Raw genomic sequence first — 25,832 nt, 5'->3', positions numbered from 1 at the left:
GTGGCCAAGACTCTGCTCTTCTGCCTGCCGTACGCCGGCGGCTCGGCGACCCGGGTGTACGGCCGGTGGCAGCGGGACCTGCCGGACACCGTCGAGGTGGTGCCGGTGGAGCTGGCCGGCCGGGGCGCCCGGATCACCGAGACCCCGCTGTCCAGCGTGGACGCCATCACCGCCGACATCCTCGGGCCGGTGCTGGTGCGGATCGACCGCCCGTACGCCGTTTTCGGACACAGCCTGGGCGCGCTCGTCGCGTTCGAGCTGACCCGCCGGCTGGAGCACCTGCACGGTCGGCCGGCGACGTGCCTGTTCGTCTCCGGCCACCGGGCTCCGCAACTCCCGCAGCCCACCGGCCAGTACGACTACCGGTTGCCCGACGCGGCGTTCAAGGAGCGACTGCGTGAGCTGGCCGGCACCCCAGAGGAGGTGCTGGCCCACGAGGAACTGCTCGATCTGGTGCTGCCGGTGCTGCGGGCCGACTTCGAGGCCGCCGACACCTACCGCTGGCGTCCTGGTCCGCGGATCAGCTCCCCGGTGGTGGTGTACGGCGGCGCGGACGACCCCGAAGCCCCGCCGGACACCCTGGCCGGCTGGGCGACGCTGACCTCCGGCGGCTGTGACGTACGCGTCCTGCCCGGTCGGCACTTCTTCCTGCACGACGAGCAGGCGGCCCTGCTGGAGGGGGTCACCGCTGACCTGGAGCCGGCCCCGTCGGGGCTGGCGGGCACCGAGAGGATCTCCTGATGCGGCTGCGTCCCTGGTTCTACAACACGCTGTACCGGCTCAACCTTGCGCCGTGGGACAAGGAGGTGCGCCCGCAGTTGACCGAGCTGGTCGAATCCGGCCGTCTCAACCCGGGCGAGCTGCCGCGCGCTCTGGACCTGGGCTGCGGCACCGGCGCCGAGGCCGTCTACCTTGCCCGGCAGGGGTTCGCCCCGGTCGTCGGGGTGGATTTCTCGCCGGTGGCCCTGCGCCGGGCCCGGGCCCGGGCCGCCGCCGCCGGCGTGGGGGACCGGTGCACCTTCACCGAGGCGGACCTGGGTGCCGGCCCCGTCCCCGGACTCGCCGACTCGTACGACCTGATCTGCGACTTCGGGGCGCTCAACGACACTGAGGGTGAGGCGCGCGCGGCGGTTGCCCGAGCCATCCACCGGCTCAGCCGCCCCGGCGGCAAGGTGCTGATCTGGTGCTTCCAGGGTGACAAGAACGAACTCAAGGGAGGCGCGAAGATGGCGCCGATGATCGCCCCGGGCGAGGAGAAGGAACTCTTCGGCGATGCCTTCGACCTGGAGTATCTGCCCACCCGGCCCCGCACTCTCCTGCTGCTGATGACCCGGCGTTGACGACCCGAGGAGCACCGATGAAGCTGACCCGACCGATCCTCATCGCCGGGGCCGGAGTCGGGGGCCTGACCGCCGCCCTCTCCCTCGCCCGGCACGGCATCGCGGTACAGGTGTACGAACGGCGGGCGCTGGACGAGATCATCGCCAACGCGGGGTTCGGCCACACGATCTGGAGCAACGCGACCACCTCCCTGGCGTACCTGGGGCTGGAACAGCAACTGCTCGACCGCGCGGAGATCCTCACCGGCTCGGAGAGCCGTGACAACCAGCAGCGGGTGATGTTCCGGATGCGGACCGCGGAGAGCATCTCGCACGGAGGCACCCCGGCAGTGGGCATCGGGCGCGGCGACCTGATCGAGATGCTGCGCGAGGCCTGCGCCGCGCACGGCGTGCTGCCGGAATACGGGCAGCGGGTCGCCGGGTACGAGCTCGCCGGCGACGGGGTGATCCTCAAGCTCGCCGAGGGTCGCACCGTGGCCGGCGCCGCGCTGGTGGCGGCGGACGGCATCCGCTCCACCATCCTCACCCAACTGCGGGGGCAACTGCCGGTGGTGCACACCGGACGGTCGACCTATCGGGGCATCGCGCCGGGCACGTGCGGGCTCAGTCGCGGTGTCGTGCACCTCTTCTCGAACCCGGACACCCGGATCGGGGGCGGGGCTTGGCTGATCGGCGGTGACCGGGTGGTCTGGACGCTGTCGTGCGAGCGGGCGCCCGGCGGTGATGATCCCGGTGGCGCCGCCGGCCGGGCCGGCGAGCTAGCCGCCTCGGTGGGCGGGTCGGCCCCCGACTTCGTTCGTGCCACTCCCGCTCAGACGATCAGTCGGCTGGACGTCTACTACCACGAATGGCATCAGCGCTGGGGTGAGGGCCCGGTGACCCTGCTCGGTGATGCCGCCCACGCCCTGCCCACCGATCTGGGCCAGGGCGCGTGCATGGCCATCGAGGACGGCGTCGTGCTCGGCGACTGCCTGGCCACCGCCGCCGACGTCGACTCCGGCCTGCGCGAGTACGAGCGGCGCCGCCGTGAGCGCGTTTTCTGGATCCGGGAGCGGGTGTTGCGGGTGAACCGGTTCAAGCCGGTGCGCAACAAGGCGCTGCGCTGGGCGGTCGGCAAGGTGGCGAAGGTGGTGGTTGCCCGCAGCGCGCCGAAGATGTGGCAGGAGATGCAGCGCCCGCCCCAGCTCACGGCGCCCGCGACCCAGGCCTGACCCCGTCGGCTGGACGGCCTCGCCGGCCCCGCAGTGCCGAGGCACCGCGGGGCCGGCCCGGTTCACCGGCTCCGCCGGCGGCGGTGTCGGTAGCGGCTAGCGGCCGGACTGTCGGTAGCGGGCTAGCGGCCGGACGGGGCGGCGGCGGTGGCGGTGGCGGTGGCGTTGGGCACGGCCGAGGTCGGTGCCCCGCGCCGCTCGCGGATGAGCAGTGCCACCGCCCCGGCGGCCAGCGCCGCCAGCCCTGCGGCGGTCAGCCCCAGGTGAATGCCGTCGGTGAGCGCCCGGTGGACCAGCGCGGTGACCGCGGGGTTCGTCGTGCCGGTCGCGTCGCCGTCCTCGGCGAAGAGCCGTCGGGCCAACTCGGCGGAGTCGGACCGGGACAGCCCTGCCGTCCCGGCCCCGTCGGCCACCCCCCGGCGGAATCCGTCCGTCACCAGCGCGCCCAGCACCGCGATGCCGATCAGCGCGCCCACCTGCTGTCCGGTCTCCCCGGTGGCCGAGGCCAGGCTCGCGCGCTCGGGCCGCACACTACCCATCAGCGCGCTGTTGACGGGCGGGATGACCAGCCCGATGCCCACCCCGAACGACACCAGCAACGGCCACCAGCTGGCGTACGGGGCGTCGGTGCCCACTCGGGCCAGCAGCAGCAGGGCGGCCCCCATCAGCACCGCCCCGGCGGCCACCGGCACCCGGGCGCCGACCCGTCCGGCGAGCAGCCCGGCCAGCGGGGAGGCCACCATCACCGCCGACATGGCGGGCAGGAAGCGCACCCCGGCCTGCGCCGCGGAGTAGCCCTGGGCCTGCTGGAGGAAGAGACTGACCAGGAAGAACGAGGCGTACATGCCGAACGCGACCAGCCCGATCACCAGGGTGCTGGCGGAGAAGGTGGCCGACCGGAACAGCTCCAGGTGCAGCATCGGATGCGCCGCCCGGCGCTCCACGGCCAGCAGTACGACCAGCGCCAGCACGGAGGCGGTGAACAGGCCGGTGATCACCGGCGACCGCCAGCCGTACCGGCTGCCTTCCACCAGGGCGAAGGTGAGCGTGCCGAGCCACACCACGGCGAGGACCTGCCCGGGCAGGTCGACCACCCGGCGCAGCGGGCCGTCGGGACGGGCGGTGCCGTCCCGACCGAGCAGGACGCGGGCGCCCAGCGCCAGGGCCAGCGCCCCCACCGGCAGGTTGACCAGGAACACCGAACGCCACCCGAAGTGGGCCGCGAGCAGACCGCCGAGCACCGGACCGAGCAACAGCGCCAGCGCCGACACCCCGGACCAGATACCGAAGGCGCGGGCCCGCTCCCGTGCCCCCGGGAAGGTGTGCGACAGGATCGCCAACGTCTGCGGCGTCACCAGGGCCGCACCCAGTCCCTGCACGATCCGGCCGGCCACCAGCACCTCCACCCCCGGTGCGCCGGCACAGACCGCCGAACCGGCGGTGAAGGTGGCCAGCCCGGCGAGGAACATCGGCGCGCGGCCGATCCGGTCGCCCAGGCTGCCGGAGGTGAGCAGCAGCGCGGCGAAGACCAGCACGTACCCGTCGGCGATCCACACCAGGCCGGTGAGGTCGGCGTCCAGGTCGGCGCGCATCGCGGGCAGGGTGAGGCTGATCGCGGTGCTGTCCAGCAGGGCCATGAACAGGGCCAGGCAGACCACCACCAGGACGGCGGTGCGGGATGGTGTGGGTCGGTCCGGCGAGGCGGCCACGGGTGCTCCTGTCGTCGGGGTGCGGTGGGCCCGGCGCAGGGCCCCAGCCGGCGACGCTGCCAGTCCACGTCCGGGCGGGGCAGCCGATGCCGACCGCGCCGACCGGGGTGCCCGACCGGGCAGCCCCGCCCTGCTCCCGTGGTCGCGCCGTACGGTCGCTTTCCAAGGTCGCCGATCGGCATAGCGTCGGGCCGAGGAGGCGACATGTCCGAAGAGCAGATCCACCGGGCCGCGGCCAATGAGAGCCCGTACCCCCCACCGCCCGCGGTCCTGGACGCGGTTGCCGTGGCGGCTTCCCGGATCAACCGGTACCCGGAGGTGTACCCGACCGCGCTGGCCGAGGCGATCGCCGCGTACCACGGGGTGCCGGTTGATCAGGTGACGGTCGGCGCGGGCGGTGCCGGGCTGATCCAGCAGATGCTGCACCTGGTGGCCCGGGGCCGACGCCGCGGGGAGGTGCTGTTCGCGTGGCGCTCCTTCGAGGGGTACCCGCTCATCGCCGAGGGGATGGGGGTGCCGGTGCGGCGCGTCCCGCTGCGCGGCCACCACCACGACCTGCCGGCGATGGCGAAGGCGGTCCGCCGCCGTACGAAGCTGATCTTCTTGTGCAGTCCGAACAACCCGACCGGCACCGTCATTCGCCAGGACGACCTGGACCGCTTCCTGGACCGCGTACCCCGGCGGGTCTTCGTCGTCCTCGACGAGGTCTACCGGGACTTCGCCACCGATCCGGCGACCGCCGACGGCCTGGCCACCCTGCCTCGGCACCCCAACCTGGTGGTGCTGCGGAGCTTCTCGAAGTCGTACGGGCTCGCCGGCCTGCGCGTCGGGTACGCGGTCGGGCATCCGGGGCCGATCGCCGGGCTGCGGGCGGTGACGATGCCGTTCCTGGTGCCCGAGTTGGCGCAGGCCGCGGCGATCGCGGCGCTGAGGGCCGAGCCGGAGTACGCGGCCCGCCGGCGGGAGCTCGCCGACGAGCGGCAGCGGGTCCACCGGGCGCTGATGGACGCCGGAATCCCCGTCCCGCCCAGCGAGGGAAACTTCGTCTGGTTACCGCTGGGGGAGCGCAGCGCCGGGTTCGCCGCCGCCTGTGCGGCTCAGGGGCTGCTGGTGCATGCGTTCCCCGGTGAGGGCGTACGAGTCACCATCGGCACGCCGGAGAGCAACGACCTGCTGCTGCGGACGGCGCTCACGGACGGTCTCGTCCGCTCCTGAGCCGGGCGCGGCGCCGGACGGCCGGGTACGCCCCGACCGTCCGGCGCCCCGCTCACCCCGCCACCAGCGCCTGCAGGCCGACGGGGAGCGTGCGGGCCAGCGAGGCGAACGCGTCGACCACCCGGTCCAACTGCTCGCGGGTGTGCGTCGCCATCACGCAGACCCGCAACTGGGCCTGGCCCCGGGGCACCGCGGGGTAGAGCGCGACGTTGACGTAGACACCCTCGTCGTAGAGGTGCCGCCACATCCGGGCCGCCGTCTCGTCGTCCGGCGCCGGCACCCGCAGGATCGGGGTCTGCACCTGCACCCCGCTGTCCCACACCGGCGCCGGTGGCACGCCGAAGCCCAGCTCGGTCAGGGCGCCCCGCAGCCGGGACGCGTTCGCCGCCAGCCGCTCCCGCCGCTCCTCACCCTCGGCGGACCGGGCGATCTCGATACCGGTGAGCGTCGCGCCGAGCCCGCCGGCCGGGGCGGCAGCGGTGAACATGAACGCGCGCGCCTGCACCCGCAGGAAGTCGATCACGTCGGCGGGGCCGGTGACGAAGCCGCCGCTGCCGCCGAGCGCCTTGGAGAAGGTGCCCATCCGCAGGTCCATTCCGTCGGCGAGGCCGGCCAGCGCCGCGACGCCCTGGCCGTCCGGGCCCAGCACCCCCACCGCGTGCGCCTCGTCCACCAGCAGCCGGGCGCCGTACCGGCGGGACAGCCCGGTCACGGTCACGATGTCGGAGAGGTCGCCCTGCATGGAGTAGACCGTGTCCACCACGACCAGCACGCCGGCGTCGGTGTCGCCGGCCCGCCGCAGCAGCGTCTCCAACCGGTCCATCCGGTTGTGTCGGAACGCCAGCAGCCGACCCCGGGCCAGCCGAGCACCATCCAGAATGGACGCATGGTCGCCGGCGTCGCAGACCACGATGTCGCCGTCCCCGACCAGCGCGCTGATCACCCCCAGGTTGGTGGTGTAGCCGCTGCCGAAGACCAGCGCGTCCTCCTCGCCGAACCAGTTCGCCACCGCCTCCTCCACCCGCAGGTGCAGCTCGGTGGTGCCGTTCATCAGCCGCGAGCCGTTGGCGGACGTGCCGTACCGCAGGGTCGCCTGGTGGGCGGCGGCGGTCACCCGCGGGTCCCCGGACAGGCCGAGGTAGTTGCTCGAGCCGAGGTTGACCCGCGGCATTCCATCCATGACGGTCAGCGCGGTCGGTGGTCCCTCCGCGACCCGGAAGTAGGGCAGCAGGCGCTGGGCCTCCAACTCCTGGCGGAGGGCGTACGCCTCGTACGCGCGGATCTTGGCGAAGACATCTCCGGTCATGTCGCCATGTCACCACCGGTGCGGTCGGTTCTCCGATCCCCGGTCAACCCGACAACCGGCCACCCCGATCGTGCACCGTGCCGTCACCTCTCATCGGTTGAGCGTCGCGACCGACGGCGGGCACTCGCGACAGGACCCGCCGCGGCGGGCATCGACTTCGCCCGCGCCCGATCCAACCCTGGCACGGCGGGCCTCGGCTGTCTGACGCCGTGCCGCATGAAGTGACGCAGTGCGTCGAGTGTCGCCGGGGCGAGCACGTCCGGATCGGCGGGGTCGGTCAGGTCGTGAGCCACGCCGGGCAGCACGATTCGGCCCGGCCCGCTGGTGTGCGCCCGGTCCAGCGCTACCGCCAGCGGTGTGGTCGTGCGGCACGGGACCTGCGGGTCGAGGGTTCCGCAGGTGAGCAGGGCAGGAGTCCGGGGCGGTAGCTGCTGTGCGACCGAGGCGGGGTCGACGGCGTCGATGGTTTCCACGTAGCGCCGGCTGGGACCGGCGAGGGCACGGAAGAGTTCGGCGAGCGCGGGGGGCATGGCGCTGGTGTCGAGCGGGCGGTTGGCCCGGAGGTCGGCGACGGCCCGGTCGATTGCGCGCCCGACGGTGTGTTGCTCCTGCTGGCTCATCTGGCCCGCGGTGACGGCGGCGGCGAGCTGGTCGTGCAGCTGCTGGGCGAGCACGTCGAGGAACCGTCTCGCCAGGGGCTGCAACAGCCCGACCCCGGCGGTACGTGGGGTGGCGGTGGCCGCGACCCGCAGTGCCGTCAGTGCGCCTTCGCTGTGACCGATCAGGCGTACCGCTCGCCGGTCGACCTCGGGCTGGCCGGCGAGGAGCCGGTACGCCCCATCGGCTTGGCGGACGAGGGCAGGATAGTCGAGGGTCTCGGGCCTGGTGGCGTAGGCGCCCAGCCCGGTCCGGCCCGTGCCGTACTTGTCGAAGCGCAGGCTGACGACTCCGTCGTGCGCCAACGCTTCGGCGAGTTTGGCCAGGGTGCGTGGGGTGAGCGCGGGCGGCTGGTCGCCGTTGCGGTCGGTGGGACCGCTTCCGGGCAGCAGCAACACGGCTGGCAATTTCTGCCCTCGGCGGTGGGCGGGGACGTGCAGGGTGCCGTACGTGGTGGTGCCGTCCACCGTGAAGGTGATCTCGCGGTCTGTGGCGGGCGTGGTCGGCCTGGCCGGTACGGCGGTGGCGGGAAGGGTTCCTGCGGTGATGCCGCCCACCATGACGGCACCGACCGCGACCCCACGGGTGATCCGGGCGAACGGGTTCATCGCGTGATCGCCTGTTCGATCAGGGTGACCGTGGCGGCGGGGTCGGCGACCTCCACGACCAGGCGGGCGTACTGCTCGTCGGCGAGTTCGATGACGACGGCGCGGGCGCCGTCCCGGATGTTCCAGAAGACGGACTCACCGTCCTGGTGGAAGGTGCCGGCCGTGATCACGCCGGGCAGATGCGTTCCCGGAGCCCGCAGGCCCTTGGGCTCGTCGGCGATCCCCGGGTCGGCGGTGGCGCCGCGGACGTTGGCCAACGGGATCGCCAGACGGCTCTTGAGTGACCACAACCTGTCCAAACCTTCGATCTGCACAACGAGATCGTCACCGTCGATGAAGACGTTGGCCATCACATGAGTCCTTTCCGAAGCCCTGCGGCGCCGGCCGCGGGACGTGGTGGGGCGCCGGCGCGAGCGGCGCCGGGCGAGGTGGTCGGTGAGCGGGTGAGGGTTACGACGGGTCGCCCGCGGCCGTGGCGGCGCGGGCTCGCAGCCGCTCTCCCAGCAGCGCGTTCAACGCGGCCGGGGGAGGGCCGTCGGCGAGGGCCGCCGGCGCCCGCTGCAGGGCCTGATCAAGCGCCTGCCATGCCGTGGCGACCAGGGTGGCCACCTCGACGTCGCTGGGGGCGCGCTCGACCGCGGCGAGCAACAGCAGATCGAGTGCGCCGTCGTCGGCGACGTTCGCGCCGGCGGCGAGTTGCTCGGTCAGTGGCGGTAGCCGGTGCTCGAGGTGCCACCGTAGAGCGGCGAGATAGAGGCCTCGTTTGCTGCCGAAGGTCTTGTACAGACTGTTGCGGTGCACCCCCAGTTGTTGGACGAGGTCGTCGACGGACACCCCGTCATAGGCCCGGCCGCCGAACAGCTCCGCCGCCGCGGCCGTCACGGCCTGTTCGTCGAAACCCCTCGGGCGTCCCATGTCGAGAACCCTAGTGATTAAGGAACGACCAGTCAAGAACAACCGTTCCTAATCCTGTTGGTCGAGCCGTCCGAGGTCACCACCGTCACCGCTCGACGCCGCACAGCCGGCTGTGGTCACGTCCATGCCGAAGCCGACACCGGGGCTCCCGTGATCGTCCTGGCTGCACCAAGGCAGTGCCCTGACCAGAGCCCCTTCAGGCCGATGACTCCATTCAGCTCCATCGGAGCATGATCGAAAGCCTCCGAGATGCCGGGGGAACCTCGGTTAGGACTCCTTGCAACCATGAGCGATTCACCCGTGGGGTGCGGGCAGCTTTCGAGCCTGGGGGCTCACGGCGCGGCCCTCGCACGGCACCCCGCCCCGGCCGACAGTCGGCCCGAGGCCGACCCCGATGGGTCGGCGAGTCCCGCGGTGGTCACCGAGAGCGTGGTGTGCAAATAGACGACCCGCGATCTATTTGCCGGCCCGTGAAGTTGTAGACGGGTCAACCTTCAGGTTGGCGACCCGGTCCGGCGATGTGAGAGAACATGCTTCGTAGGATCCTGGCCGCATCTGCGGCGATCGTTACAGCGACCGCCCTGGCGGTCGGGCTGGCCGCCGTTCCCGCCAACGCCGCCACGGTGAAAATCATCTGTGGCGGATACAAGAGCGGCAGCGGATAGCCCGCGCGCCCCTCTCCCTTCCGCCGGTCACCGGCACCAAGGAAGACCCGAACGACGAGCCCGACCCGCCCGAAACGGGCGCCTGGTTCGGTGACGACCACACCGACCGGAAGCTCCACCGCCGGCCGACACGGTGGCCGGCCGCTCCGACGCGTTCTCTACCACGTCACCGACGAGGAACCGCTCACCCTCACCACCGCGGTCAAACAGCGGTCGCATCTGCAGACGTCCGCGCGGCATCCTCGGCGATGGCCGACTCGGGCAGGCCACGTAGCTGTATCCGCCGAGCGAGGCCCTTATCCAGTAGGCCTTCCACGCGTCACCCCTGAGCCGGGGACGACCTTCAGGCATCGAAGAACCTCATCTATCGTCTCTAGTCGATCTCCCTGTGTGCTTGGACCGAATACGAATGCCTGCGCTCTGCAGCCTCGGATGCAGGGCTGGCATCATCACCTGTGAGCGGTCGCGGTTTACCGGTCACGCTGGGCGGCAGCTATCGGAAGGAGACGGCATGTCCCCCTGGGACGATCTGCTGGGTCACGCGTTCGGGCTGATGCTGGGCCGGCCGCTGGCGGAGTTCGACGTGGCGGGGACGTACGCGGTCTTCTACTACGACGACGAGACCGCCGGCGAGGCGCTCGAGGACCTTGATCCCGCGGAACTCGTCGCCGAGGTTAACGGAAGCTCAGGCGACAACGGCGGTGAGTGGCTCGACCCGGGCCGTTGGGTGCCCGACCTGGCCAGGTCGGCGTTCATCGCCACGCAGGTGCGGCCCGCCGGGCTTGGGCCGCTGCTCACCGTCACGACGGACGATGGCCGGGCCATGGTGTGGGGCAGGGACCTCGGGAGGGCGCTGCAGGCCGGCTCGCTGAGTCTCGACGAGCTCAGCCCCGACGGCTACCGACGGTATCCCCGTCTGCTCCTGCGGCCGCGGACGGACGGCTCGCTGCTGGACGCGATGCGGACGGCGACGTGGACGATGAGCGCTCCAGACGGCCTGAGCGACATCGGTGACAGCCTCGTACGGCACGGGTACGTCAAGCCCGGTGTGAGTGTGGTCGACCCTCGCTGGGAGTCGGCCCTGGACCAGGTCGGCGACGATGCGCTGCGACGGCACCTTCGCGGACTGTGCCTCGACGCTCGCTGGGCACGGAGTGCAGGCGGGTACTACCTCGGCCCCGGTGAATGCCCAGGCGATTTTCGGCCGATCGCCGCCTTGCCAGGCAGCAGGGTAATCGCCGGCTGGGAGTTCGGTGAGGGTCAAGGCTCCATGGTCGTCGTGCTCCTGAGTGAGCCTTACAGCTGGTAGCGCTGGACTGCCGTATCGAAGCCAAGAGGTCGAGCGATGCCGTCACACCGGTGTCTGCCTCGGCGTCAGCCCTTGCGGACAGCGCGAAGCCCGACAGCTGCGCGAGCTGACGGGACCCTGACAGGGCTCGACGGCGCCCGGGGCGTCGCCTGCTGTCAGGGCCGGATCGTGTCAGGGCCTGACGTGGTCATCCGCACCGCATGGCACTCACCTCCACCCGCGATGACGGTTGCGGCCGGACTACACGACCGACGGCCATGCAAGCCCGAGCATGATCTTGACGGGGGCTGGTGGGAAGAGTGGGCCGTCCGGGGGGTGACCTCAAGCCGTGCCCTCACACGGACAGCCCAGCCTTCTTTGGTCGTTCCAGATACTCGTCGTACGAGTGGACGGCGTAGCCGGGTAGACCCGCCGCATCCGGCGGAAATTGGTCGACGACACCCTGCACCACGTCGGCCAGCACGGCGGCGAACGGACCTTCCTTGCTGTCGATCGACGACTGGCGACGCACCATCGATCTGAACGTATCGGCCGTGCTGGAACTCACGCATGCGGCGCTGCCGCCCCCGCCGGACGCTGCGACGAGCTCACCGCGGCGGGCCGCCGACAGCGTCACGGTCAGCGGCGGCTGACCTCCGTCGCGGAGTCACTCGTCGGCAGTCCCCTGTCGATGTCGTCTGCGACGACCCCCGAACTGCCCTGACAGCGGAACGAACCGGCGTCAGAGTGGCAGTGGGGGCAGAGTCGGGCTGTCCAGCCAGGCACCGAACAGATCATCCAGGGGCTCGCCGGCGAAGCGCTGGGCGTGCAGCCGGAACTGCTCGGTCGTCACGGTCGCATGGCGGTGCTCGGCGACCCAGGCGCGCAGGAGCGCGAAGAACGCCTCGTTGCCGACCCTCTTGCGCAGCGCGTGCACCGCGAGCGCACCGCGCTTGTAGACCAGCGGGTCGAACATCTTCTCGACGCCGGGATCGGCGAGGACGACCCGGCTCGGCCGATCCGCGACCCATGCGTACCACCGCGCGGCCAGGGCGTCGGTCGGCAGGTCGCCCGCGACGCCGGACCACAGCCACTCGGCATAGGTGGCGAAGCCTTCGTTGAGCCAGATGTGCCGCCAGTCCGCCACCGTGAGGCTGTTGCCGAACCACTGGTGGGCCAGCTCGTGGACGACGAGTCGCTCGTGCGTGCGCCGCCCGTCGACGTGGTTCCGCCCGAAGATGGCCATGCCCTGCGCCTCGACGGGATCCTCGAGGTCGTCGTCGGCGACCACGACGACGTACTCCCGGAACGGGTACGGCCCGAAGAGCCGCTGTAGCGCCGTCATGATCTCGCCGTGCCGGCCGAAGTCGTGGGCTACAGTCCTGCGCAACCCGGGTGGGATCGCGGCTCGCTGCGGCACGCCACCCACCGAGAGATCCAGCAACTCGTAGCGTCCGATCTGGACGCTCATCAGGTACGGCGAGGTGGGTTCGCGGCGCTCGTACACCCAGGTGGTGGTGCTCGCGCCCCGGTGCTGGAGCACGGGATCACCGGTCACCAGGACGGTGTACGCGGAGGAGGTCGTGACCGCCACCCGGAAGGTGGCCTTGGCGCCGGGCTGGTCATCGCACGGAAACCAGGACGGCGACCCGTTCGGCTGGCTGGCCACGAGCGCTCCGTCGGTGAGCTCCTCCCATCCGATCTCCCCCCACCGGCCGGAGACGGGCACCGGCTTTCCCGCGTACCGGATCTCCACCCGGAAGATGTCTCCCGCGCCGATCGGCCGCTCCGGTTTGATCTGAAGCTTGTCCGGCCGGTGCACGTACTTGGCCGGACGGCCGTCCACCCGGACGTCCTGGACGCGGAGCCGACCGAGGTCGAGCGTGAACCGCGACAAGGACTGCCCGGCCACCCCGGTGAGGTCCGCCCGGCCGCCCAGGCGGTTGGACTCGACCCGGTAGTGGAGGTCGAGGTCGTAGTGCAGCATCCGGTAGCCGCCGTTGCCGTGCTCCGGCAGGTACGAGTCGCCGGAGCGAGCGGCACCGGGCGTCGCGCCGCTCGACACCGACGCCTTCGGATTCATGCCGACCGGGCCGCTGGCGCCGGCCAGGTCGCGATCGGGTTGCCCCACCACCGGCTGTCGCCCGGCACGGCGTCGCCGCGGGTCACCAGCGAACCGGGCCCGACGGTGGTCCGCGCGCCGATGCTCGCCCCCGGCAGGATGATGCCGTGCGGGCCCAGCGCGGCGCCCGCGTCCAGGGTGACCTCGTCCATGCTCATCACACGATCATGGAACAGGTGGGTCTGCACCACACAACCGCGGTTCACCGTCGCGCCGTCGCCCAGCCGCACCAGGTCGTACTCGGGCAACCAGTAGGTCTCCAACCAGACGCCCCGGCCGATCTTCGCGCCGAGTGAGCGCAGCCACGCCGCGAGCAACGGCGTGCCGGTCGCGAAGCGGACCAACCACGGTGCGGCGAGGACCTCCACGAACGTGTCGGCGAGCTCGTTGCGCCACACGAACGAGGTCCACAGCGCCCGCTCACCGACCCGGAAGCGCCCGACCAGCAGCCACTTCGCGGCCGTCGCGACGGCGGCGGCGACGATCGCCGCGCCCAGCAGCACCGGCCCGGCCGCGAGCGCGGCCGCCCACCACCCGGCCACCCGCCAGACGAGCGCGAGTACGGCCAGGACGCCGGTCGCCAGGGCGCCGGCGCAGATCACCGGGACGATCCGGCACAGCTCGATCGCGGCCCGGGCGAGCTTCAGCCGGACCGGCGGGTCGAAGGAGCGACTGGTGTCGACCGCCTGCACGGTACGGCGCAGCGGCATCGGCGGTGCGCCGAGCCACGACGAGCCCTTCTTGGCCTTGGAGGGCGCCGACGACAACACACCGACCAGGCCACGCTTCGGCACCGACCGCCCGGGCGCGGCCATCCCAGAGTTGCCGAGGAACGCCTGCTTACCGATGCGCGCCGGGGCCACCCGCAGCCATCCGCCGCTCAGCTCGTAGGTCGCGACCATGGTGTCGTCGGCCAGGAACGCCCCGTCGGCGACCGTGGTCATCGCCGGCAGCGCGAGCACGGTGGACGCCTCCACCCCGCGCCCCACCTTGGCGCCCAGCAGCCGCAACCACACCGGCGTGAACAGGCTGGCGTAGAGCGGGAACAGCCCGACCCGGGCCATCCCCATCAGCCGCTCGGTCGTCCAGACCTGCCACGCCACCCGCCCCTGCACCGGGTGGTACCCGGCCCGCAGGCCGATGCTGAGCGCCCGGACCAGCCCGAGCACGAGCAGCGCGTAGCCCACGATGTAGGCGACGGTCGCCACCGCGACGGCGGCCAGCACCGCGCCGACCGTCGGCCGGACGGCGAGCGTCCAGCCGAGCAGGGCGAGCGCCGGCAGGGCCGCCACGATCGGCACCAACGCCAACACCTGGGCGGTGATCCCGTACCCGAGCGGCCAGAGGCGTGCGCCCAGGCGCGAGCGCGGGGGACGCTGCCCGGGCCAGCCGTCCGAATCCTTGTCGGCCACGACCGTGGCCGGCGAGCCGGCCCAGTGTCGGTTCGCCGGTACGGCGCCGGCTACCGTCGAACCCGCGCCGACGCGGGCGCCCTTGCCGACCCGAGCGCCCGGCATCAGGGTGCTGCGCGACCCGACCCGGGCGTCGGCGCCGACCCGAACCCGGCCGATCCGCACCACGTCGCCGTCGACCCAGTGGCCGGACAGGTCGACCTCCGGCTCGATCGCCGCGCCGCGGCCGAGCCGCAGCAGCCCGGTCACCGGCGGAGCGGAGTGCAGGTCGACGTCGGCCCCGATCCGGGCGCCGAGGGCCCGGGCGTACGTGACCATCCAGGACGCCCCGGCGACGCTGGTGGCGCCGGTCAGCTCGGCGAGGCGTTCGGCGGCCCACAGCCGCAGGTGGACGCCACCACCACGCGGGTAGCTGCCGGGGCGTACCCCGCGCAGCAGTAGGCGGGCTCCCGCGGCGGACAGCGCGATCCGGCCCGGTGGGCTGAACAGCACCAGCCAGCCCAGCGCCACCCACCACCAGGACACCGCCGGCGCCCACGGGGTCGGAACGAGCAGGGCGACGACCTTGCCCAGGGCGGCCAGGACGGTCAGCCAGCGCAGCCCGACCAGCGCCAGCATCGGCACCAGCAGCGCGGCCTGGATCAGCCCGGCACGCCGTGGCGTCGGCCGGACCTCCCGGCGCTCCGCCGCCGTGGTGTCGAGCGCGTCGAGCACGGCCGCGAGCCGCGACAGCGTCGGGTGGCGGTAGATGTCGGCCACCGAGACGTGCGGGTACCGGCGCCGGACCCAGGCGACCAGTTGCGCCGCGGTCAGGCTGCCGCCGCCGTGGGTGAAGAAGTCGGCGTCCGCCTCGGTGGGGCGTACGCCCAGGATCTCCGCCCAACCGCCGGCGAGCCACTGCTGCGTCGCGGTGAGCTCGGCCGCCGGGTCCTGCCCGGTGGCCAGCGGCCAGGGCAGCGCCGCCCGGTCCACCTTGCCGGACGTCCGGGTCGGCAGCGCGTCCACCACGGCCAGCAGCGGCACGAGCGCCGCCGGCAGCTGCGCGCGGATCCGCAGCGTCGCCGCCGCGGCGTCGAACGTGGCGCCGTCGCGCGGGACCACGTACCCCACCAGCAGCTGGTTGCCCGCGGCGGTGCGGCGCACCGCGGCCGCGGCCCCGACGACGTCGGGCAGCGCCTGCAGCGCGGCGTCGATCTCGCCGAGCTCGATCCGGCGGCCGCCGAGCTTGACCTGTTCGTCACCGCGTCCGACGAACAGCAGCCCCTCGGGCTCCGCCCGGACGATGTCACCGCTGCGGTACGCCCGCTGCCAGCCGAGCGCGGGCAGCGGTGCGAACTTCTCGGCGTCCTTTCCCGCATCCAGGTAGCGGGCCAGCCCCACCCCGCCGATCACCAGCTCGCCGGTCCCACCCATCGCGACCGGGGTGCCGGTGGCGTCGACCACGGCGAGCTCCCAGCCCGCCAGCGGCAGGCCGATGCGTACCGGTTCCTCGCCGGTCATCCGCGCGGCGCAGGCGACCACCGTCGCCTCGGTCGGCCCGTAGGTGTTCCAGACCTCGCGACCCTCGACGGCCAGGCGCTGCGCCAGCTCCGGCGGGCAGGCCTCGCCGCCGAAGATCAGCAGCCGGACCTCCTCCAGCGCCTCGACCGGCCACAGCGCGGCGAGGGTCGGCACCGTCGACACCACCGAGATGCGCTGCTCGGCCAGCCACGGGCCGAGGTCGACACCGCTGCGGACGAGGGAGCGCGCGGCCGGGACCAGGCACGCGCCGTGCCGCCACGCCAGCCACATCTCCTCGCAGGACGCGTCGAACGCCACCGAAAGCCCGGCCAGAACCCGGTCCTGCGGGCCGATCGCCTCGCTGGCCTCGTCGGCGAGGAACAACCGCGCCTCGGCGTCCACGAAGGCCGCCGCCGCGCCGTGGCTGACCGCCACACCCTTCGGGGTGCCGGTGGAACCGGAGGTGAAGATGATCCAGGCGTCGTCGTCCGGACCAGGCCGGCCGATCCGACCTCCGGGGGTACGCCGGAGCGAGACCGCCAGCCCGTCACCGAGCACCGCGACGACTCCCGCCTCGGCGAAGACGAGCTCGGCGCGTTCCTCAGGATCGTCCGCGTCGACCGGCACGTAGGCCGCGCCCGCCGCGAGAACGCCGAGGATCGCCAGGTACAGCTCAGCCGTACCGGAGGTGATCCGGATGCCCACCCGATCACCGACACCGACGCCGTGCCCGGCCAGCGACCGCCGTACGGCCTCGACCTCAGCGGCCAGGTCGCGGTACGACAGCGCCGTGCCTCCGTCGTCGATCGCCACCGCCTCGGCGTGTGCGCGCACGGAGTCGTCGAGGATGTCGACGAGCGTGCGCCGGGCCGGGGCCGAGGCGGACCGGAACACCGCCGGGGTCACCGGTGCGGCGGCCACCGGCGGCAGCGCAACCAGCTGCGCGCCACTCGTCACGGGCACCGGGTGTTCACCATCTTCACCTCGCGGATCGGCGTCGACCAGGCGTGCGGCACACGAACCCGCCCTGGCCAGCCGTCAACGCTACGTCGCACCGCCCGAATGTGACGAGGAAGCCAACGGTTCGTGTCCACCACCACACCGCTCGCGATCCGCGCATCCTGCTCGCCGCTGCCCCGCTCGCGCACCGCGCTGCCGTTGCCGGTTGGGGTGTCAGTGGCGACGACCTGGTGTCGCCATCCCTCGACGGTGTCGAACAGAGACAGCTGGGCGCCGGGGTGCGGACGTTCGCGACGTACCAGGAAGCGAGTCCGTTCGGGCCGGCCGGCCGTTCCCGGGTCGCCTTTGTCATCGCCCAGGTGATCGGTGATCTCACCGTCGAGAGCGCCTTCCAGGACCGGATTGGTCAGCTGCTGAAGCAACCGGACATCGTCTATTTCTCCCCCTTTCCGTATGCCGTATCCCGACACGTCGGGCCGAGGTCGTCGGCGTGCCCGGATGTCTAACACATTCTGGGTATGACCTGCTGCGTAGCGGACCGATAACGTATTGTCATGTCTCCATACGCGGGAGTAGTCGTCGGACTGGTTCACGCAGTGCGTTTCCGTGTGCTGGACGCCGTCGCGGTACGGAATGCCGATGGCACCTGGCGCGAAGCGCCGACAGCCAAGCAGCGCAGCCTGCTGGCCAGTCTGCTGTTGCGTGGCAACGAGTGGGTCGCCGTCGGCCGGCTGATAGAGATGGTCTGGGCGGGACACCCACCCCGCTCGGCACCGGGCAACCTCAAGACGTACGTGTGGCGGTTGCGCTCACTGTTGGTGGCTGCCGGGCACGACAGTGACCGGCTGGAGAGCCGGCCCGGTGGCTACCGCTTGCTGGTCGAGCCCGGCGAGTTGGATCTGCACGTCTTTCACGAACTGGCCGACCGGGGCCGGCAGGCGCTGGCGGCCGGGGACCCGGCCGACGCCGGTCGCCACCTCACCGCCGCGTTGTCGCTCTGGGCAGCCGATCCGGTCGGCAGCAGTGCGGTGGAGATGCCCGCCGTTGATCGCGTGCATCTCCAGGAGCTGCTCCGCGGCGCCCAAGCCGTGCTGGTCGAGGCGGAACTGGCGGCGGGCCGCCCCGACAGCACGATCACCCTGCTCCGGCGCCTCGTAGCCGACCAGCCGTTGGTGGAACAGTGGTGGGCGATGCTGATCCGGGCGCTCGCCCTGGCCGGCCGTCGGGCGGAGGCGATCACCGCCTACCAGCGGGTGTGCCGGCTGCTCGACCGGGAGTTGGGCCTGACCCCCGGGGCGTTGCTGCGCGACGCGTACGGCCGGGTCCTCGGCGGCTGAGGGGGCATCCGGTCACCGGGCGGCGGCCACGTTCAGCGCCTGGTCGCATTCGTCCCGCTCCCGGCGGATCTCCTCGTCGGCCGGGTCCAGCTCGGCCGCCCGGGTCAGATCGGCCAACGCTTCGTCGTACCGACCCAGCGCCCGGTACGCGGTGGCCCGGTTGTATCGCAGCGCCGCGTCGTCGCCGACGGCCAGCGCCCGGTCCAGGTGGCCGACGGCTGCCAGCGTGTCACCCGCGTCGAAGGCCAGCGCGGCCAGGCCGGACCAGGCCGCGGTCGCACCCTGATCGACCTCCAGCGCCCGCCGGTAGGATTGTTCCGCCTCGGCGACCCGGCCCTCCTCGGCCTGAATCTGGCCCAGTAGGCAGAGCAGGTGCGGGTTCGCCCCCTCGATGGCCAGGCCGGCTTCCAGGTCGGCGCGCAGTGCCGCCGCGTCGTCCAGGACGGCGTACAGGCCGGCCCGGTTGACCAGGGCGTCCACATTACCCGGTTCAAGTTCCAGCACGTAGCACAGGTCGTGCAGTGCGGCCTCCAGGTCACCGATGCCGGCGAGCACGTCGGCGCGGTTGTAGTGGGCTTCCGGGAACGGCGGGCTGAGCCGGATCGCCTCGGCGTAGCCGGCCAGGGCCTCCTCGTCGCGGCCCAACCGGTGCAGCAGGTTCGCTCGGTCGAAGTGGTACTCGGGATGGTTGGGATCGTCCGCGATCACGGCGGTGAAGTCGGCCAGCGCCTCGTCCAGCCGGCCCAGAGCGGCCAACACCTGGGCCCGATTGTGCAGAAGCACCGAGCGGTGCAGTTGGTGCTCGTCCGCGCCCAGTTCCCGGTCGAGCCGGGCCAGCCCGGTGGAGACCAGGTCCAGCGCGCCGGGCAGGTTTCCCAGGTGCATCTCGATGAGGGCCAACCCGTTCTGCTGGAACACCGTGGAGAAACTGCGGTCGGCGCCTTCCGGCTGGAGACTCGCGATCGCGATCGCCTGGTTGATCCAGGCCCGGGCGCGTACGTGGTCGCGCTGGTCCCGGTCCCGGTGCCGGGTGTAGATCATCGCAGTGGCATAGGCAGCCTGGCGGTGGATGATCGGGTTGACACTCAGGGCGCGGGCCTCGTCGTAGAGCTTCTCGGCCTCCTCGGGTCGGCCCAGTGCCGAGAGCGAGGTGGTCATCTTTGTGGTGAACGCCCACCAGGGGCCTTCCTGGGTGGCCCGGTCGACGACCGCGCGCCCACGGCGGCCGAGGTCTAGGGTGGCGTCGTAGAACCCCATATCCACGCAGTAGTTCAGCGCCTCCAGCAGTGCCCTGGCCCCCGTCTCGGCCGGATCGCCGGCCCGCTCCAGGTGGTACGGCAGCGCGCCCAGCCGGGGCGACTGCAGCCCGGTGGCGAGCAGTTCCTCGGCCCGCTCGGCGTGCAGCCGGCAGCGGGCGGCCGGGTCCAGGTCGGCGTAGGCGGCCAGGAGTGCCGGGTCGTCGGCGCAACAGTCGGCGGCGACGTAGGCTCGGGCCGGGTCGGCCGGCGGTGAGTCGGGGCGGGGCACCGACGGTGCCTCGCACCGCTGCGCGTACCGGTCGAGAGCAGCGGCCAGCTCGTCGTCGAGGCACCCGGTGCCGGTGCCGACGACCACGGTGAGCAGCTTGGGATCGACCCGCCGCAGCAGGACCGAGACGAACTCGGCGTCGGTCGGGTCGGCGTCGTCCAGGCGGTCGAGGACCAGGGTACGGCGTGGGCCGCCCAGGCTGCGGACGTGGTCGCGGAGCAGCTCGGTGAGGCCGTGTGACAGCCGTAGCGTGCGGACCCGGGAGTAGAACCGGGTCCGTTCGGCGGGCACCGCCAGGGAGGTGAGCGTCTCCCGCGAGGCGGGTACGAGCTGCCGCAGGTCCGGGGCGACCGACAGCACCTCGATGTCGTGCCGGTGCACCAACTCAGGCATGGCCGCCAGCATCTCCGGGACCACTGCGGTGAACAACGTGTTCGCTGCGGTGTAGGGCCCGAACCGGCGCCGGTGTGCGTCGACCGGCTCCGCCAGCGGTGCCGCCGTCAGGTCGCGGGCGGCGGCCAGGCGCTGGTACGCGTACTCGCCGGTGATCCACACGTGCTGCGCCATCGTGCGCGCTCCTCTCACTGGGCCAGGTGACGGACGTCGGCAGCGGATCGCTGCTGCCGGCGGTTGCGCAGTATCAACACGGCGACCAGGACGAGCTGGCCGACGGTGACGGCGAGGAAGATCAGCGAGTCGGCGATGCCAGCGATGCCCTGACCGGGGTGCACCAGCCGGTCACCGGCCATGACGAGGGTGCGTACCGTGGTCGGGATCACCGCCAGCACCAGCACACCGAGCGAGACCGAGTAACCGATCAGGAGGAGCCAGGAGTACCAGCGGGCCACCTCGCGGTCCCGTGGGTGCAGCCCGGATTCGTCGACCAGGGTACGCCCGAGGAGCCGGCGCGCGCGGTTAGTGAGCACCCGACGGGCCGCACCCTGCAGGTCGTGGCAGCCGAGCACGGTGGTGACCACCCCGTACAGGTCGGTGCGCAGATAGAAGGCGAACTGCCAGGCGAAGCGGAGCACCGTCAGGAAGGCCAGGGCAAGGCAGAAGCCGCCCAGCCGCGACGGTGTCCCGTCGGAGCGCAAAGTGGGCACGGCGGCCAGCGTGAGCACCGAGATCAGCAGCAGGTCGGCGAGCATGCCGGCGAGCATCGGCAGGTAGCGCTGCCGGCGCGGCATCACGACCAGACCGTCCAGGCTGGTCTCGAAGGTCAGGAAGTGCAGTCGGTGGCTGATCCGTAGGGTGGAGCGCAGGCCCAGCCGGCGCCCGGCCAGCGCGTGGAAGCTCTCGTGGACCAGGATCAGCGGAATCTGGCCGAAGAAGACGGTCAACGCGAGCGCCGTGACGTAGTCCGTGTAGAAGAGATTGTCGGTGTGCGGGACCAGCCGTGGCCGCGCCGCCATCGCGATGACCGCGCCGGTGAGCAGCAGCGCGTACAGGACCCAGGCGGGCGGGGAGAAGAGCCAGCGCCCCAGCCGCTGCCAGCGCAGCCGTGCGGGAGCGGCGGTCGGCTCGGCGTCGCCGGCGAGGAAGTCCAGCTCCGACAGAACGCCCAGGAACTCGGCCAGGTCGACCTGCTCGCCGTAGGTTTCTGCGTACCAGTCGGCGGCCTCGGCCGGTGGCATCCCGTCGGCGATCCGGCGCAGCAGTTCGGCACCGTCGGGCGGGAAGACCCCGAACGAGTCGACGTCGGTCCGCCCGACCACGACGTCGTCCCCGTCGGGCAGGTAGGTGAGCGGATGTACGCGTAGCGGCTGGTGCATCGTGGATGGTGCGATCGTCATGGTGGCCTTCTCGGGCGGTGGGGCCGGGGCCCGGACCGCTGTGTCGCTGCGGTCCGGACCCCGGTGTGTCGGTTCCACCGGCTCAGAACGGCCAGCAGAGCGGGTTGTCGTAGAACGTGGCGGCGGTGGTCAGCCGGACGGTGCCCGGCTTGCGCACGACGATCTTCTTCATGGTTCCTCCTTCCGGGGTGGGGTCTTGCCCGCAGAACCTGCCATCCGCCGGTCCATTCGCCGTCCACCGACGGTGTTCCGGCCGGTCAGGGGCCGAGCATCGCGGGTCGTGGCCGGACACCTCGGACACCTTCGTGGTGCCGCCCGGGACGCGGCGGCCAACGTCCCGGCAGCCTCGCCCGGTCTGGCCGTGCGGTCCGCGCCGACCGGCGGCTGCTCGGTCGGCTATGCGGCGACGAACTGGCCGGGCGGCTTCACCGCGACGGTCACGCTCCGGAACACCGGCGCCACGATGATCGACGGTTGACAACTGGCGTTCGGCTTCCCGGCCGGCACCCAGAAGGTCGGCCAGGGCTGGTCGGCGGCCTGGCAGCAGGCCGGGAAGGCGTGATCGCGTAGAGCCTGAGCTGGAACGCAACGTGTTGGGATCCATCACGTACACCTCGAGACCCCCGGCAGCGCTGCACTGGCGGCACCGCCGGAAGCGGTGTGTCACCTCGGGCGGGTCGCGTTACCGACGACCTGCTCGACGACAGCTTTCGCAAGGATGTGGTGCAGTTAATCGGCGAACGCCGCGCGGGCGCGGTGGTACCGGAGTCCCTGCACCGCCGAGGCGAGTGCCGGCGCCACTGTTGCGGCGGTAATGCGGGCTTCGAGACGGTGTGCCGCACGTCGATCTAGCGCTGTGGGGGCACCTCGACCGAGGTGCCCCCACGCTTGACTAGTGCGTCGACTCAGAGCCGGTAGATCCGGTAACGGTTGGTGTATCCGCAGTCGATCGCGTTGGCCCACACCTCGGTGACGGTCCAACCGGCGGGCACTCCGCCGACGGCGCAGATGGTCCAGCCGTTCCCGTAGTTGTTGTAGATCTGATATTGGTTGGTGTAGCCGCAGGTGGCTGAGTTGCTCCACACGTAGGTGACGACCCAACCGGCTGGAACTCCGCCGACGGCGCAGACCGTCCAGCCGGCTCCGTAGTTGTTGTAAATCTGGTACTGGTTGGTGTAGCCGCAGGCGGGCTGGTTGGCCCACACCTGGGTGACCACCCAACCGGCCGGCACTCCGCCGACCGCGCAGACGGTCATCCCCGCGGACAGGTCACTGGTGATCTGGTACTGGTTGGTGTAGCCGCAGGCGGGCTGATTGATCCACACCTGGGTGACGACCCAGCCGCCGGGTACGCCGGAGGCCGCGCAGGTGGTCGTCGTCGCAGCCTGCGCCGCCGCGCCCGAACTCCCGACGGCCACCCCGACACTGGCCAGGATGAGCATCAGGGCCATCGTCAATTGACGGGTGACCCGCCCCATCTTCGTTCCGGTAAACGTCCTGTTCACTGTCTTCTCCACGTCCCACGTCGTGTCGGTCGATAATGAATGTAAAGCGAGACGTCCCGGGGATGCTGCCGTCGGGGCCCATCTTCGACGACCCTGGAAGGATAGCTGAGATCGACAGAGGTCGCAGCAAGACATTGATGTACATCATCTTAACTCCGCGTCGTATGGGCTGTTGGTGACGCCAAGATCACACTTCATTGCTGGCCCAGCGCAGGTGATGAGTATTGCCTGGTAAAGCTGGTGTGTCCGCAGGGACTCAAACCCCTGACCTTCTAATCCGCAGCTCCGCGCCCCGGTCGGTCATGTGGGGTGTCCGAGGCCAGCCGGTGGTGGGCAGTTCGCGGTGGATTTCTGCCTCGGCGCCCCGAGCCGGCCCGCTGGACCGGATGGTCCGGCGGGTCCGTGGGCTCCGCCTCCGCCGCCGTCGGCAGCCGAACGCGCCGGGCTCGCCAGCTGCCGAACCGGCACGCCAGCGTCCAACCGGTGGCCCGATCTCGCCGGTTCCGCCGACTCCGGGCTGGGCGTTGGAGGCGGGACGTCCCACGCAAGGCGCTTCTGGTCCTCCGCTCGGATACCCGGCTCAACAATGATCGGCCCGGGGCGGCCATGACCCCGCCGGCTGCCGTCACAGCCCACATTTACTACATCGGACCAAGCCGACAAAGCTTATAAAACACCGAACCACCCTCTGAACTACCCACGTTGGTTATGGCCCCTGACAGGCGGGGGAGCGAATCTGGGTTCAGGGATAGAACCTCCGCGCCTGTGAGTTCCGTAGGTCCGGCATCTGGAAGAAGGGCTGGATATGCATGCGAAAGCTTGAGGTGGCGTTGATCGGCGCGGGACTGATAGCACGCTTCCACCTGGACGCCTGGATCGACGCAGGTGCGGCCGTCCGTGTCTATTCTGACGACAGCCGGGCCGCCGAGTTGGCGCGCGAGTTCGGCGTGCGGGCTGTCGACTCCCTGGCCGAGGCGCTGGACGGCGCGGATGCCGTGGACATCTGTACCCCGACCAGCACCCACCGCGAGATCGCCCTGGCCGCCATCGGCAAAGGCGTGGGTGTGGTGTGTGAGAAGCCACTGGCGGCCACCACCGCGGAGGCCGAGGAGATCGTCGACGCGTCGGAGCGGGCCGGTGTGCGGCTCTACCCAGCCCACGACGTGCGGTTCGCCCCGGCGTTCGCTCGGCTCCACGAGCTGGTGGCGTCCGGTCGCGTGGGCGCTGGCACGTTCGCTCGATTCCAATTCTCCGCGTACCACCCGCGGCCCTGGACGGGGCAGGCGTCCGCTCAGTCAGGCGGGATCCTGACCGATCAGATGCTGCACGGCGTCGATCTTGCCTACTGGATCTTCGGGGAGGTCAGGCGGGTACACGCCCGCTACCAGGGTGAGATCGCCGCGCCGGCCCCGGCGGGGGCGGTGGCGACCGGAACCGCCATCCTCACCCACGCCAACGGCGCGATCAGCCAGATCGTGAGCCGGTGGACGGCCGCGCCGAAACCGCCCGTCCGGGTGGCGTTCCATGTCTCGGGTACCGGCGGGACCGTGAGCCACGACTCCGAATGGCCGCAGGAGGTCCGGGTGGTCGATGGCGAGGCCGGCAGCTTCGGTTACGCCGGGAAGTCCGTGTTCGCCACCGAGATGCACGAGTTCGCCCAAGCTTTCGCGGGCGGGCCCGAGCCGCGACTGGGCGCCCGTGACGCGCTGGCTGCCGTCCGCATCACCCAGGCGGCAGCGGAGTCCGCGTGGACGGGCCGTGCCGTCGAACTGCCTGTGAAGGGAGCCGCATGAGAGTCGCCGTCCTGTCCTTCGCGTCCGAGCGCGCCGACACCTACGCCCGGCTGCTGCACGACATGCCCGACGTCGAGCTGCTCATCGCGGACCCCGACGGTTCGCCGGACGACCAGGCTCGGGGCCGAGGCGTCGCCGGGGAACTCGGGGTGTCCTTCGCCACCGACTGGGACGAGGTGCTCGAATGGCGCCCCAGTGCCGTCGTGGTCACGAGCGAGGTCGGCCGCCGCCGGGAACTTGTCGAGCGCCTGGCCGAGGCGGAGGCGTTCGTGCTGTGTGAGCAGCCGCTGGCCCTCAAGGTGCCGGACGTCAAGGCCATGGTGGACACCTGTGACATGGGGGGTGTCCGGCTCACGCTCGCGTCCCCGGCCTGCTACAGCGAGGCGTTCGCCGCGGTGCGCCGAGGAATCGCCGACGGTGTCGTCGGCACGCTGACGACCATCCACGGCTCGTACAACACCCCGCCGGCGGCCGACGTGGACGGCGGAGCCCTTGCCGCCAACGCCCCGTACCTGCTCGACCTGGTGGACATGGTGCTCGACGGCGAACCCGCGACGCAGGTCTACGCACAGGTGAACAGCGTGCTCAGCGACCGAACGGGCCCGGAGAGCGCGGCAGTGCTCACCGTCTCGTACCGCAGTGGGGTGGTCGCCTCGTTCGACTGCAGCTGGAGCCGGTCGCCGGCGCGCGGACCGGCCATCACCTTCATCGGTGACAAGGCGAGCGTGGAGTACGACCTAGCTCCGCGACTCCTCGGCGGATTCGACGCCGCCACCGGCGGTGAACGGCGCGAGCCAGGCGGTGAGGACCCGTACCCGTTGATGCTCGGCGACTTCCTCGGCACGATCGAGACCGGCGAGGGAATCGGCCCGGACGGCCAGGCCGCCCTGCGCACGCAGCGGATCATTCAGGCTGCCTACGAATCGGTGCACACCGGCCAACCCGTCGATATCGGATGAGGAGCTCGGC

General features: G+C 71.7%; 21 protein-coding genes. 9 read left to right on the top strand and 12 right to left on the bottom strand.

Going from position 1 to position 25,832, the window contains the following annotated elements; translation table 11 throughout:
* From ACFY3U_RS13885 to ACFY3U_RS13875, 3 genes are read left to right on the top strand one after another with little or no spacing between them, the layout of a single operon-like run.
* Nucleotides 1–741 (top strand): thioesterase II family protein, encoded by a 741-nt coding sequence (locus ACFY3U_RS13885; protein ID WP_387200180.1) that lies wholly within the window; start codon nt 1–3, stop codon nt 739–741.
* Nucleotides 741–1,340 carry a class I SAM-dependent methyltransferase gene (locus ACFY3U_RS13880; protein ID WP_387200178.1) on the top strand — a complete coding sequence of 200 codons (600 nt, stop codon included), beginning with the start codon at nt 741–743 and terminating at the stop codon, nt 1,338–1,340. Before ACFY3U_RS13885 ends, ACFY3U_RS13880 begins: the two co-directional genes overlap by 1 nt.
* A gap of 17 nt (nt 1,341–1,357) precedes the next feature.
* On the top strand, nt 1,358–2,551 hold the full coding sequence (locus tag ACFY3U_RS13875) for an FAD-dependent oxidoreductase (RefSeq protein ID WP_387200175.1): 1,194 nt from the start codon (nt 1,358–1,360) through the stop codon (nt 2,549–2,551).
* A 122-nt stretch (nt 2,552–2,673) separates the two neighbouring features.
* Here the strand turns inward: ACFY3U_RS13875 and ACFY3U_RS13870 are convergent, their stop codons facing one another.
* Nucleotides 2,674–4,260 carry an MFS transporter gene (locus ACFY3U_RS13870; protein WP_387200172.1) on the bottom strand — a complete coding sequence of 529 codons (1,587 nt, stop codon included), beginning with the start codon at nt 4,258–4,260 and terminating at the stop codon, nt 2,674–2,676.
* A gap of 204 nt (nt 4,261–4,464) precedes the next feature.
* Here ACFY3U_RS13870 and ACFY3U_RS13865 point away from each other — a divergent pair, with 204 nt between their 5' ends.
* Nucleotides 4,465–5,475 (top strand): histidinol-phosphate transaminase, encoded by a 1,011-nt coding sequence (locus ACFY3U_RS13865; protein ID WP_387200169.1) that lies wholly within the window; start codon nt 4,465–4,467, stop codon nt 5,473–5,475.
* A 52-nt stretch (nt 5,476–5,527) separates the two neighbouring features.
* Here the strand turns inward: ACFY3U_RS13865 and ACFY3U_RS13860 are convergent, their stop codons facing one another.
* From ACFY3U_RS13860 to ACFY3U_RS13845, 4 genes are all read right to left on the bottom strand, one after another.
* Nucleotides 5,528–6,781, bottom strand: a complete 1,254-nt coding sequence (locus ACFY3U_RS13860; protein ID WP_387200166.1) for an aminotransferase class I/II-fold pyridoxal phosphate-dependent enzyme — start codon at nt 6,779–6,781, stop codon at nt 5,528–5,530.
* A gap of 83 nt (nt 6,782–6,864) precedes the next feature.
* Complete coding sequence (locus ACFY3U_RS13855; protein WP_387200163.1) at nt 6,865–7,995, bottom strand: alpha/beta hydrolase family protein; 1,131 nt, start codon at nt 7,993–7,995, stop codon at nt 6,865–6,867.
* Nucleotides 7,996–8,042: 47 nt separating this feature from the next.
* Entirely contained in the window at nt 8,043–8,396 is a 354-nt protein-coding gene (locus ACFY3U_RS13850; RefSeq protein ID WP_387200160.1) for a hypothetical protein, read from the bottom strand.
* A gap of 100 nt (nt 8,397–8,496) precedes the next feature.
* Nucleotides 8,497–8,961 (bottom strand): TetR/AcrR family transcriptional regulator, encoded by a 465-nt coding sequence (locus tag ACFY3U_RS13845; RefSeq protein WP_387200157.1) that lies wholly within the window; start codon nt 8,959–8,961, stop codon nt 8,497–8,499.
* A gap of 1,176 nt (nt 8,962–10,137) precedes the next feature.
* Here ACFY3U_RS13845 and ACFY3U_RS13840 point away from each other — a divergent pair.
* On the top strand, nt 10,138–10,935 hold the full coding sequence (locus ACFY3U_RS13840; RefSeq protein ID WP_387200155.1) for a hypothetical protein: 798 nt from the start codon (nt 10,138–10,140) through the stop codon (nt 10,933–10,935).
* Between the two features lie 334 nt (nt 10,936–11,269).
* Here the strand turns inward: ACFY3U_RS13840 and ACFY3U_RS13835 are convergent, their stop codons facing one another.
* From ACFY3U_RS13835 to ACFY3U_RS13820, 4 genes are all read right to left on the bottom strand, one after another.
* Nucleotides 11,270–11,551, bottom strand: coding sequence for a hypothetical protein (locus ACFY3U_RS13835; protein WP_387200151.1), 282 nt, complete (start codon nt 11,549–11,551; stop codon nt 11,270–11,272).
* A 105-nt stretch (nt 11,552–11,656) separates the two neighbouring features.
* Complete coding sequence (locus tag ACFY3U_RS13830; RefSeq protein WP_387200148.1) at nt 11,657–13,045, bottom strand: M1 family metallopeptidase; 1,389 nt, start codon at nt 13,043–13,045, stop codon at nt 11,657–11,659.
* Nucleotides 12,994–16,911, bottom strand: coding sequence for a Pls/PosA family non-ribosomal peptide synthetase (locus tag ACFY3U_RS13825; protein ID WP_387200145.1), 3,918 nt, complete (start codon nt 16,909–16,911; stop codon nt 12,994–12,996). Before ACFY3U_RS13825 ends, ACFY3U_RS13830 begins: the two co-directional genes overlap by 52 nt.
* Entirely contained in the window at nt 16,902–17,330 is a 429-nt protein-coding gene (locus ACFY3U_RS13820) for a hypothetical protein (RefSeq protein WP_387200662.1), read from the bottom strand. Before ACFY3U_RS13820 ends, ACFY3U_RS13825 begins: the two co-directional genes overlap by 10 nt.
* Before the next feature lie 174 nt (nt 17,331–17,504).
* Here ACFY3U_RS13820 and ACFY3U_RS13815 point away from each other — a divergent pair, with 174 nt between their 5' ends.
* Nucleotides 17,505–18,245 (top strand): BTAD domain-containing putative transcriptional regulator, encoded by a 741-nt coding sequence (locus ACFY3U_RS13815; protein WP_387200142.1) that lies wholly within the window; start codon nt 17,505–17,507, stop codon nt 18,243–18,245.
* Between the two features lie 12 nt (nt 18,246–18,257).
* Here ACFY3U_RS13815 and ACFY3U_RS13810 read toward each other — a convergent pair whose 3' ends face one another.
* Both ACFY3U_RS13810 and ACFY3U_RS13805 read right to left on the bottom strand, forming a co-directional pair.
* A complete protein-coding gene (locus tag ACFY3U_RS13810; RefSeq protein ID WP_387200139.1) occupies nt 18,258–20,339 on the bottom strand; it encodes a tetratricopeptide repeat protein in 2,082 nt (693 codons plus the stop codon).
* Nucleotides 20,340–20,353: 14 nt separating this feature from the next.
* A complete protein-coding gene (locus ACFY3U_RS13805; protein ID WP_387200136.1) occupies nt 20,354–21,565 on the bottom strand; it encodes a hypothetical protein in 1,212 nt (403 codons plus the stop codon).
* Between the two features lie 280 nt (nt 21,566–21,845).
* Here ACFY3U_RS13805 and ACFY3U_RS13800 point away from each other — a divergent pair, with 280 nt between their 5' ends.
* The gene (locus ACFY3U_RS13800; protein WP_387200133.1) at nt 21,846–22,043 is read left to right on the top strand and encodes a hypothetical protein; all 198 of its coding nucleotides are present in this window, start codon (nt 21,846–21,848) and stop codon (nt 22,041–22,043) included.
* A 427-nt stretch (nt 22,044–22,470) separates the two neighbouring features.
* Here the strand turns inward: ACFY3U_RS13800 and ACFY3U_RS13795 are convergent, their stop codons facing one another.
* Nucleotides 22,471–23,070 (bottom strand): hypothetical protein, encoded by a 600-nt coding sequence (locus tag ACFY3U_RS13795; RefSeq protein WP_387200131.1) that lies wholly within the window; start codon nt 23,068–23,070, stop codon nt 22,471–22,473.
* Nucleotides 23,071–23,879: 809 nt separating this feature from the next.
* On the opposite strand from ACFY3U_RS13795, the gene ACFY3U_RS13790 reads away from it, so the two are divergent.
* Both ACFY3U_RS13790 and ACFY3U_RS13785 read left to right on the top strand, forming a co-directional pair.
* Nucleotides 23,880–24,863 carry a Gfo/Idh/MocA family protein gene (locus ACFY3U_RS13790; RefSeq protein WP_387200129.1) on the top strand — a complete coding sequence of 328 codons (984 nt, stop codon included), beginning with the start codon at nt 23,880–23,882 and terminating at the stop codon, nt 24,861–24,863.
* Nucleotides 24,860–25,822 (top strand): Gfo/Idh/MocA family protein, encoded by a 963-nt coding sequence (locus tag ACFY3U_RS13785; RefSeq protein ID WP_387200126.1) that lies wholly within the window; start codon nt 24,860–24,862, stop codon nt 25,820–25,822. The genes ACFY3U_RS13790 and ACFY3U_RS13785 overlap by 4 nt, the downstream gene beginning before the upstream one ends.
* The last annotated feature ends 10 nt before the right edge of the window (nt 25,823–25,832 follow it).

It is taken from the genome of Micromonospora sp. NPDC000089, from assembly GCF_042899365.1.
GTDB lineage: Bacteria > Actinomycetota > Actinomycetes > Mycobacteriales > Micromonosporaceae > Micromonospora.
Note: the sequence above shows the minus strand (reverse complement) of the source record. Positions and strands in the feature narration are given on the sequence as shown.